The sequence below is a fragment of the Ralstonia sp. 25C genome (assembly GCF_051904805.1).
Classification (GTDB): domain Bacteria; phylum Pseudomonadota; class Gammaproteobacteria; order Burkholderiales; family Burkholderiaceae; genus Ralstonia.
In genome coordinates, this window is record NZ_CP196737.1 from 13320 (window position 1) to 31608 (window position 18289).

General features: G+C 59.2%; 12 protein-coding genes. 6 read left to right on the forward strand and 6 right to left on the reverse strand.

The window, feature by feature from the left end:
• Positions 1–28 precede the first annotated feature (28 nt).
• From ACS7SF_RS00050 to ACS7SF_RS00065, 4 genes are read left to right on the forward strand one after another with little or no spacing between them, the layout of a single operon-like run.
• A complete protein-coding gene (locus tag ACS7SF_RS00050; protein WP_439891111.1) occupies positions 29–808 on the forward strand; it encodes a phytanoyl-CoA dioxygenase family protein in 780 nt (259 codons plus the stop codon).
• A 25-nt stretch (positions 809–833) separates the two neighbouring features.
• On the forward strand, positions 834–1163 hold the full coding sequence (locus ACS7SF_RS00055) for a cupin domain-containing protein (protein ID WP_439891112.1): 330 nt from the start codon (positions 834–836) through the stop codon (positions 1161–1163).
• A gap of 10 nt (positions 1164–1173) precedes the next feature.
• Positions 1174–2763: a class I tRNA ligase family protein gene (locus tag ACS7SF_RS00060; RefSeq protein ID WP_439891113.1), complete on the forward strand. Its 1590-nt coding sequence runs from the start codon at positions 1174–1176 to the stop codon at positions 2761–2763.
• Positions 2764–2767: 4 nt separating this feature from the next.
• Positions 2768–3940, forward strand: coding sequence for a PLP-dependent aminotransferase family protein (locus ACS7SF_RS00065; RefSeq protein ID WP_439891114.1), 1173 nt, complete (start codon positions 2768–2770; stop codon positions 3938–3940).
• 497 nt (positions 3941–4437) lie between these two features.
• Here ACS7SF_RS00065 and ACS7SF_RS00070 read toward each other — a convergent pair whose 3' ends face one another.
• The 6 genes from ACS7SF_RS00070 to ACS7SF_RS00095 form a co-directional block, all read right to left on the reverse strand.
• Entirely contained in the window at positions 4438–4848 is a 411-nt protein-coding gene (locus tag ACS7SF_RS00070; protein WP_439891115.1) for an energy transducer TonB, read from the reverse strand.
• 118 nt (positions 4849–4966) lie between these two features.
• Positions 4967–6382, reverse strand: coding sequence for a TolC family protein (locus ACS7SF_RS00075; RefSeq protein WP_439891116.1), 1416 nt, complete (start codon positions 6380–6382; stop codon positions 4967–4969).
• Between the two features lie 89 nt (positions 6383–6471).
• Positions 6472–9747 (reverse strand): beta strand repeat-containing protein, encoded by a 3276-nt coding sequence (locus tag ACS7SF_RS00080; RefSeq protein ID WP_439891117.1) that lies wholly within the window; start codon positions 9745–9747, stop codon positions 6472–6474.
• A gap of 13 nt (positions 9748–9760) precedes the next feature.
• Positions 9761–10432, reverse strand: coding sequence for a hypothetical protein (locus ACS7SF_RS00085; protein WP_439891118.1), 672 nt, complete (start codon positions 10430–10432; stop codon positions 9761–9763).
• A gap of 10 nt (positions 10433–10442) precedes the next feature.
• Positions 10443–11954 (reverse strand): HlyD family type I secretion periplasmic adaptor subunit, encoded by a 1512-nt coding sequence (locus ACS7SF_RS00090; protein WP_439892802.1) that lies wholly within the window; start codon positions 11952–11954, stop codon positions 10443–10445.
• Entirely contained in the window at positions 11896–14295 is a 2400-nt protein-coding gene (locus tag ACS7SF_RS00095; protein ID WP_439891119.1) for a peptidase domain-containing ABC transporter, read from the reverse strand. Before ACS7SF_RS00095 ends, ACS7SF_RS00090 begins: the two co-directional genes overlap by 59 nt.
• Here ACS7SF_RS00095 and ACS7SF_RS00100 point away from each other — a divergent pair.
• Positions 14248–15471, forward strand: coding sequence for a glycosyltransferase (locus ACS7SF_RS00100; RefSeq protein WP_439891120.1), 1224 nt, complete (start codon positions 14248–14250; stop codon positions 15469–15471). The two genes, ACS7SF_RS00095 and ACS7SF_RS00100, sit on opposite strands and share 48 nt — an antisense overlap.
• A 58-nt stretch (positions 15472–15529) precedes the next feature.
• The gene (locus ACS7SF_RS00105) at positions 15530–18253 is read left to right on the forward strand and encodes an AAA domain-containing protein (RefSeq protein ID WP_439891121.1); all 2724 of its coding nucleotides are present in this window, start codon (positions 15530–15532) and stop codon (positions 18251–18253) included.
• Positions 18254–18289 lie beyond the last annotated feature (36 nt).

An 18289-nucleotide genomic window follows, 5' to 3' on the forward strand; every position in this document is an offset into this window, starting at 1 on the left:
GTCTATCTTCTCAAGGAGGGTGTTTCGTATGCTGACTGAAGCGCAACAAGAAAAGTGGCACCAGGACGGATATCTCAGGCTGGAAGGCTTTTTCGACGCGGCCGCGCGCGAGCGCATCTCCAATTTGGTTGACGAGGTCGGCCGCTGGAACGTGAGCGACGACAAGTGGATGATGTGGTTCGAGAAGACCAACGATGGCAGCAAGATCATCTCCAAGGTCGAGAATTTTCTCGACTACAACGATGCCCTGCGTGAAGCGCTGCTGGCCGATGGCCGCATCCGCAGCGCTGTCGAGACGCTGCTTGATGAAGACACGCGCATGCTCAAGGAGCTGCTGATCTTCAAGTATCCGGACAGCGGCGGCTACCGTCCGCACCAGGACATCTACCACATCCCGCACAAGATTCCGGACCGCATGGTGCACGCAGTCGTCGCCATCGGCATCGACGATTCCGACCCGAACAACGGCGGTTTGTTCTTCACGCCAGGCCGTCACAAGGAAGGTGTGTTTCCGATGAACGCGGGCGGGGTCATCCACCCCGAGGTGGCCGACACCTTCACGTGGGAACCGACGCCCTGGAAGGCCGGCGACATCTTCATCTTCGACGACTACGCGCCGCATTATTCGCAGCCCAACAAAAGCGATCGCTCGCGCCGCACGCTGTATCTGGTGTTTCAACGCGCCTCCACCGGCGGCCCAACGCGTGCCGAGTACAACCGCATGAAGCGCGCCTACAACCCGCCCGAGGGCAGAGTGGCGGACATGGACAACCTGAAGGTGTCCAACGGCATCTTCTACCGCGACTGAGCGGCCAACCCGGGGGAGTGCACACGTGTACACGAAGCAGATCGACCGCACGATGATGCGGCCCGAGTACGGCGTGCTGGTTTGCCGCCTGCTGGAGCACCTGCCGCAGGGCCTGCAGACGCAATTCGGCACGTCGGTAGTAGAAGTGGTGGCGGGCGGCGCGGTCGATCTGCACGCACACCACGAGCACGAACTGTGGGTGCTCATCTCGGGGCGCGGCGAATTCGAAGCGAACGGCCAGACCCGCCTGGTGGAGGAGTCGACGCTGTTCTACATGCCGCCGCACCAGAAACACGCCATCCGCAATACCGATCCGAACGCCAGCCTCAAATTCCTTTCCATCTGGTGGGACTGACCTGACCGATATGCGTACCTATTTCGTTTGCCCCGCTCCACCCTGCCCCAATGGCAAGCTGCACCTTGGCCATATCGGCGGCGTCTACCTCCTGACGGACGTCTTCGTGCGCTTCCAACGCATGGCCGGCCACCGGGCGTACCACATCACTGGCGCTGATGAGCACGGCACCTACACCCTCGTGAAGGCCCGCAAGCTCGGACGCCCGGTCGACGAGGTCGCGCAGATGCACATCGATGAAATCCTGCAGTGCATGCGCGCGCTGCAGATCACTCCTGATGTATTCGTGCGGACTTCCAGTGCCGCCCACAAGAGCAACGCCCTGGCAATCTTCCGCCAGCTTCAGAACGCCGGCTACGTGGAGGTGCGCGACGGAGTGCAGCTCTACTGCACGCACTGCGACGAGTTCGTTGCCGACTCATTGGCGGCCGGCAACTGCCCGGCTTGCGGCGCCTCCACCGACAGCAACCTGTGTGAAAACTGCGGCCTGGCCGTGCAACATGCCACGTTGGAAAACGCGCGGCACACGACGTGCGGCAACGCCCTCACGTTGCGGCCGATTCGCCAAGCGGTCCTCAACGTGCCGAAGTTGGCGCAGGCGTTGGATGAAGCCATTGCGCAGAGCGCATGGCCCGAGGTGATCCGCGAAAAGGAGCGCGGCTGGCTGGCGGGCGACGCCCATGCACTGCCGATGTCACGCCACTTCAGTCGTGGCGTCGTGCTGGACCAGCCAGAAGCCGTGGCCGGCCAGACACTGCTCACCTGGTTCGAAGGTCTGTGGTGTTACGACACCGGCATTCGCGAACAATGCGCTCGCGACGGCTTGGACGCCGAAGCCGTGCTGCACGACCCCGACACGCGCCTGCTGTTCTTCATGGGCCAGGACAATCGCTTCTACTACACGGTGGGCGTGAGCGGCGCCCTGCTCGCGCGCGGCTACCCCATTCCTGATAACCATTCGATCCAGGATTTCTACAAGCTCGAAGGCGAGAAGTTCTCCACCAGCCGCAACCACGCGCTCTGGGCGGACGAGGTGGCGCGCGAGCTGGAACCCAGCGTCCTGCGCTACGCACTGGCGCGCGTGGCCAAACCGTTTGGCGGCAACGACAACGATTTCCAGATTGACGGGCTCATTGCCGCCGCCACGCACCTGTGCACCTGGGAAGACGCGCTGCGCCGCAACGCAGAGGGCGCTCGCACGATAGATGCCAGTGGCCTGTCGCCCGCGCTTCGCGACATCACCGAGCGCTACGCTCGTGCCATCGAAGACGTGCGCTTCTGGGACGCACTGGACGCCATCGATGCGTACTTCGAAGCGTCGGAGTTGGCAGGTGAGCGTACAGGCGCATGGAAGCCGGAAGTCGTGTCGGTGTTCCTGAGCCTGCTGTATCCAGTGGTGCCGGCGCTAGCGATCCGCTACGGTCAGCATTTCTTTGGCGCGGCGTGGCGGCCCTCACTCGAGGCGTCCACCGTGCAGCCTGCCCTGCCCGAAGCTACGGTTGACTTCCCCTACTTCAGTGCGCCGGTGCCCGCCAGCTTCATCGCAGCCTACAACGAGCGCTTTCGCCCAGACCACGCCGCCATGACGATGCCTGCCTGACCCCATGAACCTGATCCCCTCGCGCCGCAGCCGCCTGTCGCAAGACTTTGCCGCATTCGACTACTCGGGCGGCAAGCATGCCATCAACTTCGCCTACGGCTTGCCGGACCCAGCCCTGTTCACCGAACTGGCCTGGCCGGACGCCTTCGGCACGGCCACCGGCGTATCGGTAGGCGACCTCCCGCAGTACACCGATGCGCAAGGCCTTCCGGAACTGCGTGCGCAGGTCGCGCTACGCCACGACGTGCGGCAGGACCAGGTGATTCTGACCAACGGGGCGTCGCAGGCGGTGCAGTTGCTGGCTGACCTGTACCTCGATCCCGGTGACGTCGTGCTGACCGAAGACCCGTCGTACCTGGGCGCGCTACGCACGTTTTCGCTGGCAGGGGCGACCATTGTGCAGCTCGGCATGGGGTCAGACGGCGTCGATCTGGATGCGCTGGAAGCTGCCCTGCGTCACACGCAGCGCGTGAAGCTGTACTACACCACGCCTGCCTTCCACAATCCGACCGGCCGCCATATGCCACGCGCACACATGGCCCGCGTGGCGGCGCTGCTGGCGCAGCACGGCGTGCCGCTGGTGCAGGATCTGGTCTACGCCGAACTGCCCTACGATGGTCCCGCCGAGTGGCTTTCGCCGGGTGGCAACGTGATCAATGTGCACAGCATCTCGAAGGTGGCTGGGCCGGGTTTGCGCGTCGGCTGGGTACTCGCGAAACCCGACATCATCGGCCAACTCGCGCGGCTCAAGTGCGACGGCGGCGTGAGCCCGATCGTAAGCAACGTGGTGCTTGGACTGATGCAGTCGGACGCGCTCGATACACACATCGCGCGGCTGCGCCTACACTACCGTGCAAAGCGCGATGCTCTGCACAGGCAGCTTCAAGGCAGCCGCTTCTGCGAGCCCGACTACACCGTGCCACGCGGTGGTTTCTCGTTTTGGGTTCGGCTGGCGGCGGGCACCGATGCGCAAGCCTTCATCGACGCAGCGCGCCACGAGCACGATGTGCGCTTGGTGCACGGCCAGCACTACGGCCCCGCCAGCCTCAACCACGTCCGGCTGTGCTTCAGCTATCTGCCGATGTCCAGCATCGAGCAAGGGCTGGAACATCTGGACGTGCTGCATGCTCGGCTCTATAGACCGCGGCAAATCGCCGTGGGGACAGTAGCGGCCTGAGCGAGTGTTGTGTCCTACAAATAACGCTCGACTTTGGAGAGGATCGAATCGGCAGTAGCGGCCCACGCAAAGGGGCGTTTGCGAACTGACCTGCCGTCAATAGGCAAGTCCAACGGGAAGCGACGAGCCCCGCGTGCTCACGCGCGAATCGCTCTGAAAATCTTCACAACGCAGCCATAGAATGCGGCATTCGCCCGCGTTGGCAACGAAGAAGAAGCCCACGCCGTGAAAACAGAACCGACGGCGCCACCTACTAGGCCGACGAGCAACGCGCTGGGCTGTATTGGGTCAGCCATACTCCCCTCCCACGATTGATTTCATTTTGGCTGCGTTGCACCTGCACCCGGCGCGACGACTGCGCGCTAAGGCCGAACGGCGCATGATGGTTCGGCGCGCGTTTCAACACGATCGATTCGGTTATGCGTTCAGTTGTGTTGCACCATATTGGCGAAACGGCTCTTCTTGGCCGAAAGCGCTCAGGGAGCCGATGGCTGCGCTTAGTCCATAAGTCTGAACACAAATGGTTTCAGGAAATGGACCGACGTTACGGTGCCCGATTCAGGGTCTCGGAACGGAACACATTTGATAGTCCGGGCAGCCCGGACGGCCGCGTCGTCCAGGACGGCGCTACCGGACGATTTGGCAAGTATTGTCTCACTGACGTTTCCACCGATATCGACTACTGTGTCAACAACGACACGACCTTCTGCGTGCGACCGTTGCGCCTCCACCGGATAGAAGACCGTTGGGTCTTGGCATAAAGCCCTGGCCTCGCGACCATCCACCTCGCGCGGCGCTCCATGCGCGCTGAGCATGACTGCAACTCCCAGCGACGCTAGGAACACCTGGTGATATGCCGTGGACCGTTCAGGGAGAGGATATTTCATCTGTCCGTGTTTACCTTTCATCTATCCGTTGCGGATTCTGACGTGCGGCTCACCTGCTCCTGAGGAGCGGCCCGTGCCCTATACACCCACCATCATCCAGCATCGGAGCCGGCCCACTTCTCGGGGCTAAAAGAGTTCTTCATAGCGAGGGGATCGTTCCAAGCACTCGGTCCGCAAAAGAGCGTGCATCCATAGACCTGGACAACCGCCAGCCAGCGACATGCAGTTCAGCCGTCTGCTCATCTAACAAGCGTTCGGACTTCCGGACATCAATGCGTGATTGTTCGACACTATCGACCGCGGCCCGCCCAGCCTTGTAGAGCGACTCGGTGAGAGTCAGCAGCTTGCGCGACTCCTCAACGCTGTCTTTGGCCGCTCGAACAGCATCCTTCGCCTCAAGCAAGGCATTGAACGCCGCATGCAGCCGGTTTCTCGTGTCGACAATGACTTGCTGTAACGCGGCCTCCTGCCGGAGCGCATCGGCCTTCGCAGTCTCCAATTCTGCATACTCGGTAGTGAATGGGCCCAGCGGCTGCTGAACCGATACGCCCACGCGATAGCTTTGGTATCCCAATGCGCCGTTGGCTGAGCCGAAGCCTGAGAGGCTCTGCCCCAAGAAATCCTTCTTGGCAAAAGCGCTGACGACAGGCAGAAAAGCACCACGGGCCTGGTCAACCTTTGCATAGGCTGCGTCGACTTGCTGACGCGCCGCGATCACCGCCGGATCAGCCATGACCACGGCATCCATGGTGGCGGCATCCGCGAGCTCCGTATCCGCGGAGGGGACATTGCCGCTCGCTACCAGGACTTTGCCCGGCGACACATCCGCACCCATGGATTTGACCAGCGCATCCGACCTATCACGCAGTGTGTGGCAAGCCTGGTAGAGCTGCCGCTCTGCATCCAGCACGTCATTGCGTGCCTTCCCGATGGCGACGGTGGTCCCATGGCCATCACGATAGCGTTCCGTCGCTGTGCCCTGAATGATTTTCAGGCTCTTCAGTACCCGCCCAGTTTCATCCACGGCAAGTTGTGCCTTGTACAAGTCACCATAGGCAACGATAACAGCCTGTAGGGTGTCAGCGAACGTGGCGTCGAGGGTCGCTTCACTGGCGCGCTCCAGCGCCTTACTGCCACGATAGCCGGCGACATCTCGGCCGCCGTTGTATAGGTTCAGATTCACGCTGACCGCGCCGTAGCTGGTATACCCCTGGCCATTGCCACCTACGATAGAGTTACCGACGACGATTGCGGGAGTGCCTCCGTTGGCCGGCTTGTAGCGGTCGTTCTCAACCGTTGCGGCGGCGGAAGGCAGAAAGGCTGACCAAGCCTTCAGCACGCCTGCCTTGGCCTTTTCTTGGTCCTGGATTGCCATCAGGTACTGCGGCTGCCCCTGTGATGCAATCTGCAGCGATTTGCTCAGGGCGATCGGTTCCGCACTCAAGCCCTGACACCGCACGGCGCCATCCGATTCGGCTTCACCGGTAACTCCCCCGGCATGACATGCGCCGCACCAAAGCGCTGTTAGTAGGACGGGTGCGAGACGATCGAACATGAAAGACAACTTTGCTGCCACTACGGAAAGCGGATCTATCACAAAAAAAAGACGAGCCGCACTCTCGCACGGCTCGCCTCCGTTACGTACTACGCTGCAGCCTGCTGATCAGGCGCTCCGGCGGCCATATCGGGAGTGCTTGAGCTCCCATCACCTGCACCGGGATCACCCGTGCCCGGGTCGCCTGCGCCAGGATCGTTGCTGGCACCGTCGCCTGCAAAGTAGTCCTGCCAGTACTGATCGAACTGGTCTACCGTGATCCCGCCGCCGTTCATGTAATAGTCTGTTGTTCCATCGCTACTGGTATCTGTCGTCAGAGAGATGCCGTTGATGGTGTCGGTTTGAAGCGTCTCACTGCTTCCATCAGCACGGTCAAACGTGGTGATTTCGTGATGGACGCCGTCGGCGTCGTAGGTGCTCTCGTACGTTGAATGCTCGCCCGTCGGCCCGTTGTAAGCCTCCTCCGTCGTGCTTCCGGTGGTAGGGTCGTAGGTCTGATCCGAGTACGAGCCGTCGGAACTGCGGGACACGTCATGGATGTCGTGACCATCGGCATCGTACTGGTGCGAATCATAGTTACCGTTGTCGTCCCAGTGTGCCGTCGCGTGTGAGCCGTCCGCATTCTGCGTCGTTTGATCCGAGACGCCATTCACCTCGATCGTCGTAGTGGTACTGGCAGTATGGCCATACGAATCCGTCTCGGTGTCGTGTGTAATCTGCCCATTCCCGGCCATCTCTACTTCGTGGGTTGAGCTGGAGCCGTCGCTGTTGTACGTGGTTTCCCAACTGCTACTAATGGTTCCGCTCGACGTGTTGTCGCTCGGTATCGAAGCGTTGTAACCGTCCTCGCTCGTCAAGCGACCGCTCGCATCGTAGTTGTCGGTGATGCGGTCATTCCAGTCGTTGGTGATGCGCGTTTCCGAATGGGAGCCGTCGGGGTTGGTGGTTTCGATCACATGGTCGTCGCCGGTTCGGGTGTCAACGCTGACGGTACCGTTATCTTGGTAGATCGTCGTGACATCCGAGTCGGCGTTGCTCACCTCGACGCGCGTCACGTTCCCGTTTGCGTCCCGGTCGGTAGTCGTGTTGGTCCCGTCGGCCTGTTGTTGAGTGTCGACGCGCGAACCATCGTTATAGATGGTGGAATGGTCGTACTCGCCCGTGGTGGCGTCATACGACGTTTCCCAAGTGATACCCATCGCGGTCGTCTCGGTCGTGTTGTACGAGCCGTCGGCTGAGTTGACGGTCGTGGTGGTATCACCATAGCCGTACTGATTGGTACTGATCACTTGCACCGACGAGCCATCGGGGTTCGTCGTCGTGCTGACGTCGTTGTAGATGTCACCATAGCTGCCGCCGTAACCTCCACCATAGTCGCCACCGTAGCCGCCGCCATAGCCACCACCGTAACCGTCACCGCCGCCGGTCGAGTAATTGTCCTCTCTGGTTGAGGTGGTGACAGAGCCGTCAGCATTGGTGGTAACGGTGGTCACGCTCGAGCTCGCGACTGACCCGTCCGGGTTGTAGGTATCCGATCCGGAGCTGCCACCCGTCGATTGCCAAGTGTCGGACGCACGCGAGCCATCGGAGTTATACGTGTCGGTGCCGGTCGTGCCATCAGGGGATTGCCACGAGTCAGAAGCCAAATTTCCGTTCTGGTCGTAGTTGTTGGTGCCGGAGTGGCCATCGGAGGTTTGCCACGAGGAGGATTCCAGCGTGCCATTCGAGTCATAGGTGTTGCTGCCCGAGTTGCCGTTGCCGTCGTTCCACGTCTCGTTGGTGATCTGGCCGTTCGGGCCGTAGGTATTGGAGCCCGAGGCTCCGCCTTCGGTTTGCCAACCGTATGAGGTCAGATTGCCGTTGCCATCATAGGTGCTGGTTGAGGTGTCGCCATGACCGTCGTTGACTGTCACGCTGTGCCCCGTTTCCACCCCCGAATTGGGATCGTAGTTGCTAGTGGTCGTTGTCGTGGTGACGTTGCCTTGATCGTCGGTTTGAGTCGCGACGTCTTTTACCGAGGTAACGCCACCGTTCGGATCGTAGTTGGTAGTGGTTCGGTCACCATGACCGTCGTCGGTAGTGACCTGAGTGCTTCCATCGGAATCCGTGACCGAGCGTGTACTGGAACCGTCAGAGTTATAGCTATCGGAACCACTTCTGCCATCAGACGACTTCCAAGAATCGGAGGTAAGGACGCCATTCTCATCGTAATTCCGTACTGTGACGTTGCCGTTTCCATCGTCATCTCGCACGCTCGAGCCCGTGACGGCTCCGGTCAACGTATCGTAGTTCGTTGTGTCCGTAACAGAGCCCCCAAGTTCACCGGGGACTTTGTCAATCGTTGTCTCGACGCGCCCCTGCGCGTCGCTGATCGTCGATGACACGCTTCCGTCAGACGACTGGCTTGTCGTGACGGTCTGCAGGATATTGCCCTCAGGATCGCGAATGATCGTAGATGCCGACGAGCCATCCGCCGAAACCGTGGTTGTTTCCACGTTGCCTGCACTGTCAGTCACCGTTGCAGACGGTAGTTGGCCTGACGCTGCCGAAGGAATCGAGATTGTTCCACCATGCCCATCGCTGATCTGAATTCCACCGTTTCCATCCAGCGAAACTGTTGCCGCAGGGCCGCCGTTCCCCCCGCTGACATTGAGGGAGCCATCGGCGTTCACGCCGATTTGCGCTGACAAGTTTTGCCCATCGCCGTGAACCTCCATCTGGCCCGTTTGGTTGTTCACGTTGATAGTTGTCGTCGCTCCCCCCTGCGACATGACGGTGGTCACATTCCCTTGAGGATCGTAGTAACTCACCGCGTTCGGCCCTGCGATCGCGTAAGACTGGTCAGGATTGATCGTAATCGTTTGACCATTGCCGATATCGTGCGACACCTGCTCGCCGGTCGATGCCGCTTGCTGCCGCCATTCGTTGAATGCGTCAATGCCCGTGGTCACTTCCTTACCACCAACATAAGCGGCAGCAACCGCTGCGACAATTCCGATTGCGGCCGCCGCGACGACCGCTTCAGGAAGCACTGCCAGTACAGCAGCCGTTGCCAACCCTCCCCCAACCCAACCAGCTGCAGTGCCAAAGGCGGCACCGGCCACCTCCCGCATCAGCCCGGTCACCCCATCTTGAGCTGCCCCGACACCGATACCGGGAACATTACCCGAACCACCGACGAGTACGTCAGCTGTCCTTGCTGCTTCCTCAGCAGCCTCTCCCGTCAGACCGGCTTTCGCCAAGGGAGCAACGACTCCGCTAAAAGCGCTCAAGCCAGCCGCGATGATGTCCGTCGGCGTGGGATTTGCCGCCGAATTGATGAAATTTTCAGACCAGATGCTGATAAACGATCGAGATTCAGCCATTCACACCCCCAATTCAGATAATCCGATGAAAAAATTTAGTTAAATCACGAGACAAATATTCCACCATCGCCAAAAGCAATGTGATAACCGCGCAGCCAGGAAAAAAAACGAAACACACAGAGAAGAAAACAAGAATCAATACGCTTCCAATGTTGACAACAAACCACCCAAACACAGCAGCACCGACAAAGAACCCACAAACAAAAATTACGGACCCAGAAACAGCAATAAGGATCAATCTTTGGAGGATTGCGGCTGATTTCCTATTTATCCCATAGCGCTCCATCATCTTTTGTTCGTTCTTTTCGTAGCCGGTCGACAAGGGTACTCCTGACGATATTACGGAGCCGACAAGGTATACGCCGAATAAGAACGCGCCGGAGAGCGCAATTGCAATCTGTTGCAGATATAGATTTGGCGGAGAACCACCGGTAAGGCCAATCGATGAGCTCAATAGTCCTAGCTTCTTGAACAACGACACTAGGAACGCACCAAATTGACGAACCGCGTGACCACTATCCCCGTTACTTTCATAGAACGCAGCGTGGAAAACAATCACCAACACAACGATAATGAAAATTGAAAGCTGCCGAGCGTTGCGTTTCGCTGTGATAGCACTAATTTTCGACGTTTCACTCATCATGATTTTTTTAATATTCAAATAGAAAGTGAAGAAATTCTTCAATCTATAAAAACTACCTCACGCCTCCGGCTTCATCCAAGTATTTGACCAACGGCGAAAGCAAAAACTGAATCACTCTCCGTCGATCCGTAGCGATGTCGGCCTGCACCGTCATCCCTGCCTGCAATACTGCGGGGTGTCCATCCACGACAAAGCCGCTCCGCTCCGCCCGGATCCGCACCTTGTAGACGTAGCCGTCCTTCACCGACTTCACGTTCTGGATCGCTTTCTCCGGCTGATTTCCGCCAGCGCCGTTCTCATCGCTGATGGAGGCGCTACTTTTCTCCTCTGCGTCGGGGCTCACCCACACCAGCGTTCCTCTCAGCGTCCCGTACTTCTGGAATGGGAAGGTGTTGACCTTGAGCTCCACCGGCTGTCCCACCTTGACGTACCCGATGTCATCGTTGGAAAGCGTGGCTTCGACCACCAGCGGCATGCCGTCCGGCACGATGGTCATCAGCGTCTGTGCAGCGTTGACGACGCCACCCACTGTGGTCACGTTGATCTTCTGCACCCAACCGTCCACCGGCGCCTTGAGCCACTTCAGCTCATGCAGTTCGCGGCTCTTCTCCATATCGCCACGCAGACCTGGCTCGTTGGCCACCTTGTCACTCAGTTGCCCATAGACCTCGGCCTGGTGGGCGTGCTCGACTTCAGCCAGACGCTTTTGGGCTTCTTGCAGCGCTGCGCGTTGCTCATCCACCGTTTTGGTTTGGGCAGCCAGATCGTTGCGGTTGCTGGTCAATTCCTGTTTGAGCTGCAGGTAATCCACTCGCGAAATCGCGCCGCTTTCCACCAGCGGTCGGGCGCTGGATTCGCGCTCTTCGCTGATAGCGGTGTTCTCGCGGTATTTCATCAGCGTGGCTTGCGCTGCAGCCACGCTGTGGGTTTTCTCTTCGACTTGTGACCGCGCTTGTTCTCGCTTGGCGGCATACGCCGCTTCCCTAGCGGCGCGAGTACTTTCCTGTAGAGCAACCCATGCAGGGTCAGCATTGCGGTAGTCGGCGGCTGCATGTGTCAGCTCGGCGGCCAGCCGTGCTTGCTCCAGGCGGTTGTAAGCGTACTTGTCGGAGCTTGCCTGCAACGCAGCACCGCTAATCGCTGGATCGAGTTCGAGCAACAGGTCGCCAGCCCGCACGTGCTGGCCCTCCTGTACATGGATCGCCTTGATGGTCGACGCTTCGAGCGGCTGGATCTGCTTGATCCGTCCATCGGGGATGAACTTGCCTGGCGCGGTCGCCACGACTGCGATCTGGCCGATGCACGACCACACAATCAGGATCACAACGAGCCCAACAATGCTCCACATCACCTTACGGTGCGCCGGAGAGGGTGGCGTCTCCTGGATTTCCAGCAGGTGCGGCAGAAACTCCTGCTCCAGCGGGGTCAACGGTGCATTGCGACGGGCACGCCGACGTTCGGCTTTTGTCTGGCCATTTGCATCCACGCGGTCAAACTTCATCAACTTAAGCAGCGGCATATTCCGGCCCCGCTTGTTGAGAGAACAGATGTGCGTAGATGCCACCGCGCGCAAGCAACTCCGCATGCGTGCCACGCTCAGCCAACTCGCCCTTGTCCATCACCAGAATGGTGTCGGCATGGCGAATGGTCGATAGCCGGTGCGCGATGATGAAGACGGAGCGCCCCTCGCAAATCTTGGTCAGGTTGTCCTGGATGATGCGCTCCGACTCATAGTCCAGCGCGCTGGTTGCTTCGTCGAAAATCAGGATGCGCGGGTTGGCTAGGAGCGCACGAGCGATGGCAATGCGCTGGCGCTGTCCACCGGAAAGCGCAGTGCCGCGCTCGCCGACGGGGGTGTCATACGCCTCGGGCAGTTCAAGAATGAAGTCATGCGCCCCGGCCAGCTTGGCAACTTCCACAATGCGCTGCATCGAGGTGCCGGGCGCGTGGATGGCAATGTTGTCGCGCACGCTGCCGTTAAACAGGAAGTTCTCCTGCAGCACGACACCGATTTGCCGGCGCAGCCACATTGGATCGGCCTGCTGCAAGTCGACACCGTCGATAAGCACGCGCCCGGATTCAGGTACATACAGTCGCTGCAGCAAGCGCGTGAGCGTGCTTTTACCGGACCCACTACGCCCTACGATGCCGACGGTCGTGCCTGGCTCAATCGTGAACGAGAGATTGCGCAGAATTTCAGGGCCGTCGACGTTGTAGCGAAAGCGCACGTTCTCCAGCCGCACGGCACCTTGGATGGCGGGAAGGCTAGCCTTGTTTGGATTGAGTGAGGGCTCCGCACGCGTGTTGAGGATGTCGCCCAATCGCTCAACCGAGAGCCCGACCTGCTGGAACGTTTGCCATGTCTGCACGACGCGCAACACAGGCGAAATCACCCGGCCTGACAGCATCTGGAACGCGATCAGCTGACCGACCGTCAGGCTGTTCTCCATCACCAGATAGGCACCGACCCACAGCACGGCGAGGGTGGACAGCTTCTGAATGGATTGGCCCAGCGCGCCGGAAATCCCGGACAGATGTGAGGTTCGGAAAGACGCGGTGACGTACCGCGCAAGCAGTTCTTCCCAGCGTTTGTACAGAATCGGCTCCAGCGCCATGGCCTTCACGGTCTGCACGCCGGTGACAGCCTCCACCAGGTAGGACTGGCTTTCCGCGCCGCGATCGAATTTCTCTTCTAGCCGCTCACGCATCAGCGGACGCATCACCAGCGACAGAGCAACGAATAGCGGAATGAACGCCAACACCACCGCCGTGAGTAGCGGGCTGTACAGCAGCATCACGGCGATGAAGATGACCACAAACAGCAGATCCATCACAACGTTGATGGACGAACCCGTCAGGAACTGGCGAATGCCCTCCAGTTCGCGTACGCGCGCCACGGTATCGCCCACTCGCCGAACCTCGAAATAGCGCAGTGGGATATGCAGCAAGTGCTTAAACAGCTTCGCGCCAAGCCCAACATCGATGCGGTTGGAGGTGTGCGCCATCAACTGCGCCTTGAGCACGCTCAGGATCGCCTCGAACATGATCAGGATCAGCATGCCGGCTGCCAGCACGTGCAGCGTCGACAGGCTCTTGTGCATCAGCACCTTGTCGATGATCACTTGTGTGAACAGCGGTGTGACGAGGCCAAACAGCTGGATGACGAAAGCAGCGACCAGAATTTCGCCCAGGATGCGCTTGTACTTCCAGATCGCGGGAACGAACCAGGCGATATCAAACGGACGGTTCGGGTTGTCTAGTCGAAGCTTGGCCTTGATGAGGCAGAGTTGCCCAGTCCAGACTTCCTCGAATGCTTCGCGCGTAAAGAGAGTGGCGCGCGGTTGCCGTGGGTCTGCCACAACGACTCGGTCGTCCGATAGCACTCGCAGAATGACAACGCGCTCCCCGCTGTTCAGCGTTGCAATGGCTGGCAAGGGGGTACGCGCGAGCCGTTCCCAGGATGACGATGCGAACTTGGCCTTCAGGCCAATCTCTCCCGCGGCTCGCAGTAAATCCACGTCCGAGAGAAGACGACCGGACTCGAACGCGAGCGAGCGCGCCAGTTGATTGGCATCTGTTGGCCGCTGATGATGCCCGGCCACAATGCAGACGCAAATAAGGCCCGTGCTAACGCGCGCAGCCCCGACTTTATCGGCTACGCTCCCGGTGGCGTTGACGTGATTGCCCTCGGACATGCTGAAAACTCCCCGTGCTACGCGTATGGACGCGTTTGTTATTCGGCCGTGAGGGTAGCAGCAAGACGTTTGGGAAAAAGCACCTCCTAAGGTGGGTGTGCATCTTTCGCGACATCGGTTGAAACTTTTGAAAATCAGATATTCGTATTTCTTTTTTCCAGCATGGGCCGCATCCTTTTCGCCTGGGAGTTGGGCGCCAATCTCGGGCATCTCGCGCGCGATCTGCCGGTGGCAAAAGAGCTCCGAAAACAGGGGCACGACGTTCTTTTTGCCGCAAAAGATTTGCGTGTCGCGGAACAGGTTTTGGCGCCAGCCAGCTTCAGATTTGTCCAGGCCCCGGCTGCTACAGGTATCCCCCAAGATAGTTACGCACCCGCGAACTACTCCGAAATGTTGATTGGGGCCAGCTGCGGAAATGTGTTTGGCATGCTCGCACGCGTGAAAGCGTGGGCAACCCTCTTTGATTTGCACCAAACAGAAGTTGTGGTGATCAACCACGCGCCGACGGCACTCCTCGCGGCACGTGCCCTCGGGCTACCTGTTGTACTGACCTGCATTGGCTTCGAATTGCCGCCTGCCGTCAGCCCGCTTCCGAGCATCCGACCGTGGGAAAGCATTCCCATCGAGCGGTTGCAGCAAGCAGATTCAATCGTGCTGCATACCTTCAATTCGATTTTGGACAGATTTGACCGAGCCCCGATGTCCCGCGTAACGGACCTGTTCGCCAATCTGCCGACCGTACTAACGACGTTTCCAGAGCTGGACCACTATGGGGCGCGCTCAGACGCCCTTTACGTCGGCCCTGTCTCGACGCTGGCGAACGCAGTTGAGTGCCCTTGGCCTGCTGGCTCGACCCGGCGCATCTTTGCCTATCTTCGTCCGTCCGTCCCCGGATTCGAGCACATGCTTGCAGCACTCAGGGACACAGCGGCGACAGTGCTTTGCGTTTCGCCTGGTATGTCGGCAGACGATATAAAACGACTGAGTTCGCCGCGCCTCAAGATTTTGCCGCACCCGGTCGCTTTGAATACCACGCTCCAGGGCGTGGACCTCGCCGTGGTCTACGGAACCGGCACCATGGCTGACGCACTACTGGCTGGGGTACCGCTGCTAATGGTTCCGCAGGTGGTCGAGCAAGCTTTGGCAGCGCGACGCATTGAAGACCTTGGCGCAGGGATCATGTGGAAACCGCCTCGCACGCTTGAAAGTGCTCGCACAGTGCTCACGGCCGCGCTCTCGACTTCATCATTGAAGCAGCAGGCGGATCTCTTTGCGAAGCGCTATCAAGGAGTCTCTCAAGAACAAGCGAGCGGCGCCATCGCTCGCATGATCAGCAACACCTCACTGTTGAGCCAACAGTGTAAGCAGACTCGATCAAGTCCCTAAAGCGACTACCTGTGGAGCAATTGCTACCACTATGAACCCTCGCTCACGTAACGAACGTATGGTTTCTATCTATATGGGTGGAGAGGAGAAGCCCAAGAAGATCGCCGACTGGACGATCTGGAGCGACAAGTACGAAGCCCTACAACTGACGTGTCATTTCCCCTCTCAAAAAAAATACACACGCCCGCTAAGTGACTGCCGTGTCGTTCCCATGCGCGAGATAGGAGCGATGCTGTTGACTGAGCGCGGCAGCGTGGTTACCAAGCCCATTGAGAAGGCAACGATCTATGGTGAACGATATGCCGTCGTGCACTTTCTGGGTGCTGCTAAGCCCTACGTCTACAAACTGGACAATGTTGGATTCGTCTCCCAGACAACGATGAAGGAAGAGCCAGTCTTCCGCTATTTCGTCGCGGTGGCGAACACCCGAAGGGATCGCGCGGGTTCTGCGGATCAACGATTGATCGCGGCCAATGTCGTGCGCCAACTGGAGAAACTACTGCCCCGTCCGGACACCGCCCTGAATGCGTATTGCACCGGGCAAAACGGAATACAGACGGTGGGCGGTGGCCTGATCTACCCCTTTGGCGTGAATGAAAGTCAGCTTACAGCGGTCGAGCACGCGTTCAGCGCGCAGATCAGCGTAATTGAAGGACCACCCGGAACCGGCAAAACACAGACCATTCTCAACATCCTCGCCAATATCCTGCTGCGCGGTAAGACGGTCGCGATACTGTCGAACAACAATGCGGCTGTGGAAAATGTCTATGAGAAGCTGGAGAAGTTCGGGCTGGACCATCTGGTCGCCAAGCTCGGCAGCAAGGAGAACCGGGAGGACTTCTTCGCCAACCTGCCTCCTTGGCCGTCGCCAGAACCGGAGCCCGCACCGACCATGGAGGAAATCCAGGAGCTGCTCGCACGGTTGAAGCAGCACCTGCATGACCACAACACGGCTGCGCAATTGCAGGCCGATATCGATGAGCTGACGATTGAGCGTCAGTACCTGCAGCAATGGTGGGATGAGAACCGGATGCAGATTCCGGCGTCCCTGGACAAGTACGGGCTGTCTCCCCGCAAGACGGCGGACCTGATGGCCTACCTGTCGTATCTTGGGGAGCAGCGCATCGGTCTTAAGGATCGGATTGAATTGCTGTTCAAGTTCAGGATTTTTCGCGCCAAGCCTCTCGCGAAGGACGCGCGTGTATCTTTCTTTTATGCGCTGCAATTGCACTACTACGACAAGACGCTTAAAGAGAAAGAAGCGGCGTTGCGAGCTTGCCGCGAATCGCTGGCTCGCGGTCATTTCACCGGCTTGCTGGAGGCCCTGACGACGGGGTCGATGCGCTACCTGAAGCACCACGTACATGCGCAGGCCCCGGCGTCGCATAGCTTCGATGCGCAAACGTACCGACAACAGTTCGATGCGTTCACCCAGCGCTTCCCCATCCTTGGTAGCAGCACCCACTCGATCGTCAATTCGATCGCGCAAGGGGCGATCCTGGATTACGTCATCATCGATGAGGCCTCGCAGCAAGACGTTGTGCCAGGCATCCTGGCACTGGGCTGTGCGAAGAACCTGATCGTCGTCGGCGACAGCCGGCAACTGGCGCATATTCCAGTGATACTGGGTCTACAAGCCCCCGCCGACGTTTACGATTGCGAGCGATTCAGCTTGCTCGACTCATGTATCGGCGTGTTCAAGGACACATTGCCCAGGACCTTGCTGAAAGAGCATTACCGTTGCCATCCCAGAATCATCCAGTTCTGCAACCAGCAGTTCTACGGCAACGCGCTGGTCCCGATGACCAAGGACAAGGGCGAAGAGGCTCCCCTGCGGCTGCTAGTGACCGCCAAGGGCAACCACGTCCGCAAGAACACCAATCTTAGAGAGCTCGACTCCTTACTCAAGGTCCTCGAAGACGAGGCCACGCCTGTCAGACTTGAAAGCGACGGCCGGGGTTTCATAGCCCCGTTCAGAGCGCAAGTCACGCTCGCGAGCAAGCAGTTACCAGCAGATTTCGTTAAGGACACCGTACACAAGTTCCAGGGCAGAGAATGCGACGAGATCGTTTTCTCAACCGTATTGGACAAGAAGCGGTCAAGTCTGGAACGATTGGATTTCGTTGACGACCCCCGCATGGTCAATGTGGCGGTGTCGCGAGCCAAGAGCCGGTTCACTTTGGTGACGGGCGATGAAGTCTTCTCCGCGAACAACGGCCACATTGCGGCGTTGATTCGCTACGTCGAGTACTACGCACAGGACGGGCAAATCGTACGGGCACCTGTCGTATCGGCCTTCGATCTGCTGTACAAGGAATACGATCAATCCCTGGCGCGGCTCAACTCCCGCCTCCGGCCGGAGGATTCACGATACAAGTCCGAGCAGATTGTGGCGGCGCTACTCCGCGCGGCGCTGTCCCACGCATCGTTCCAAGCCATAACGTTCTACACCCAGATCGCGCTGAACCAGGTCGCATCATCAACCAACCCCGCCTTGACAGCGCGAGAGCTGGCATTTATGCGCAACCGTGCAAGCTGTGACTTTGTACTGTATTTCAAGGTGGGCAAAACCCCATTGGGTGTGATCGAAGTGGATGGCGGCGCCCATGACGAACAGGAGCAAGCGGCGCGGGATGCGTTGAAGAACAGCATCCTGGCAAAGAGCGACCTGCCCATTCTGCGCTTGCGCACTGTGGAGAGTGGTATCGAAGAAAAAGTCGCTGGATTTCTTGCTGCATGGGCGACCGGGAGCAGCGACGGAATACGAACGACGGCTAAGTGAACCAGAAGCTCCACGTTCGCTGAATAGCGCGGGGGG

Bases quoted from the DNA above. Each gene is read 5' to 3' on its own strand.
- ACS7SF_RS00105 (WP_439891121.1), top strand. From the start codon at position 15,530: ATGGTTTCTATCTATATGGGTGGAGAGGAGAAGCCCAAGAAGATCGCC.
- ACS7SF_RS00065 (WP_439891114.1), top strand. From the start codon at position 2,768: ATGAACCTGATCCCCTCGCGCCGCAGCCGCCTGTCGCAAGACTTTGCC.
- ACS7SF_RS00060 (WP_439891113.1), top strand. From the start codon at position 1,174: ATGCGTACCTATTTCGTTTGCCCCGCTCCACCCTGCCCCAATGGCAAG.
- ACS7SF_RS00095 (WP_439891119.1), bottom strand. From the start codon at position 14,295: ATGCCCGAGATTGGCGCCCAACTCCCAGGCGAAAAGGATGCGGCCCAT.
- ACS7SF_RS00075 (WP_439891116.1), bottom strand. From the start codon at position 6,382: ATGTTCGATCGTCTCGCACCCGTCCTACTAACAGCGCTTTGGTGCGGC.
- ACS7SF_RS00070 (WP_439891115.1), bottom strand. From the start codon at position 4,848: ATGAAAGGTAAACACGGACAGATGAAATATCCTCTCCCTGAACGGTCC.
- ACS7SF_RS00100 (WP_439891120.1), top strand. From the start codon at position 14,248: ATGGGCCGCATCCTTTTCGCCTGGGAGTTGGGCGCCAATCTCGGGCAT.
- ACS7SF_RS00050 (WP_439891111.1), top strand. From the start codon at position 29: ATGCTGACTGAAGCGCAACAAGAAAAGTGGCACCAGGACGGATATCTC.
- ACS7SF_RS00080 (WP_439891117.1), bottom strand. From the start codon at position 9,747: ATGGCTGAATCTCGATCGTTTATCAGCATCTGGTCTGAAAATTTCATC.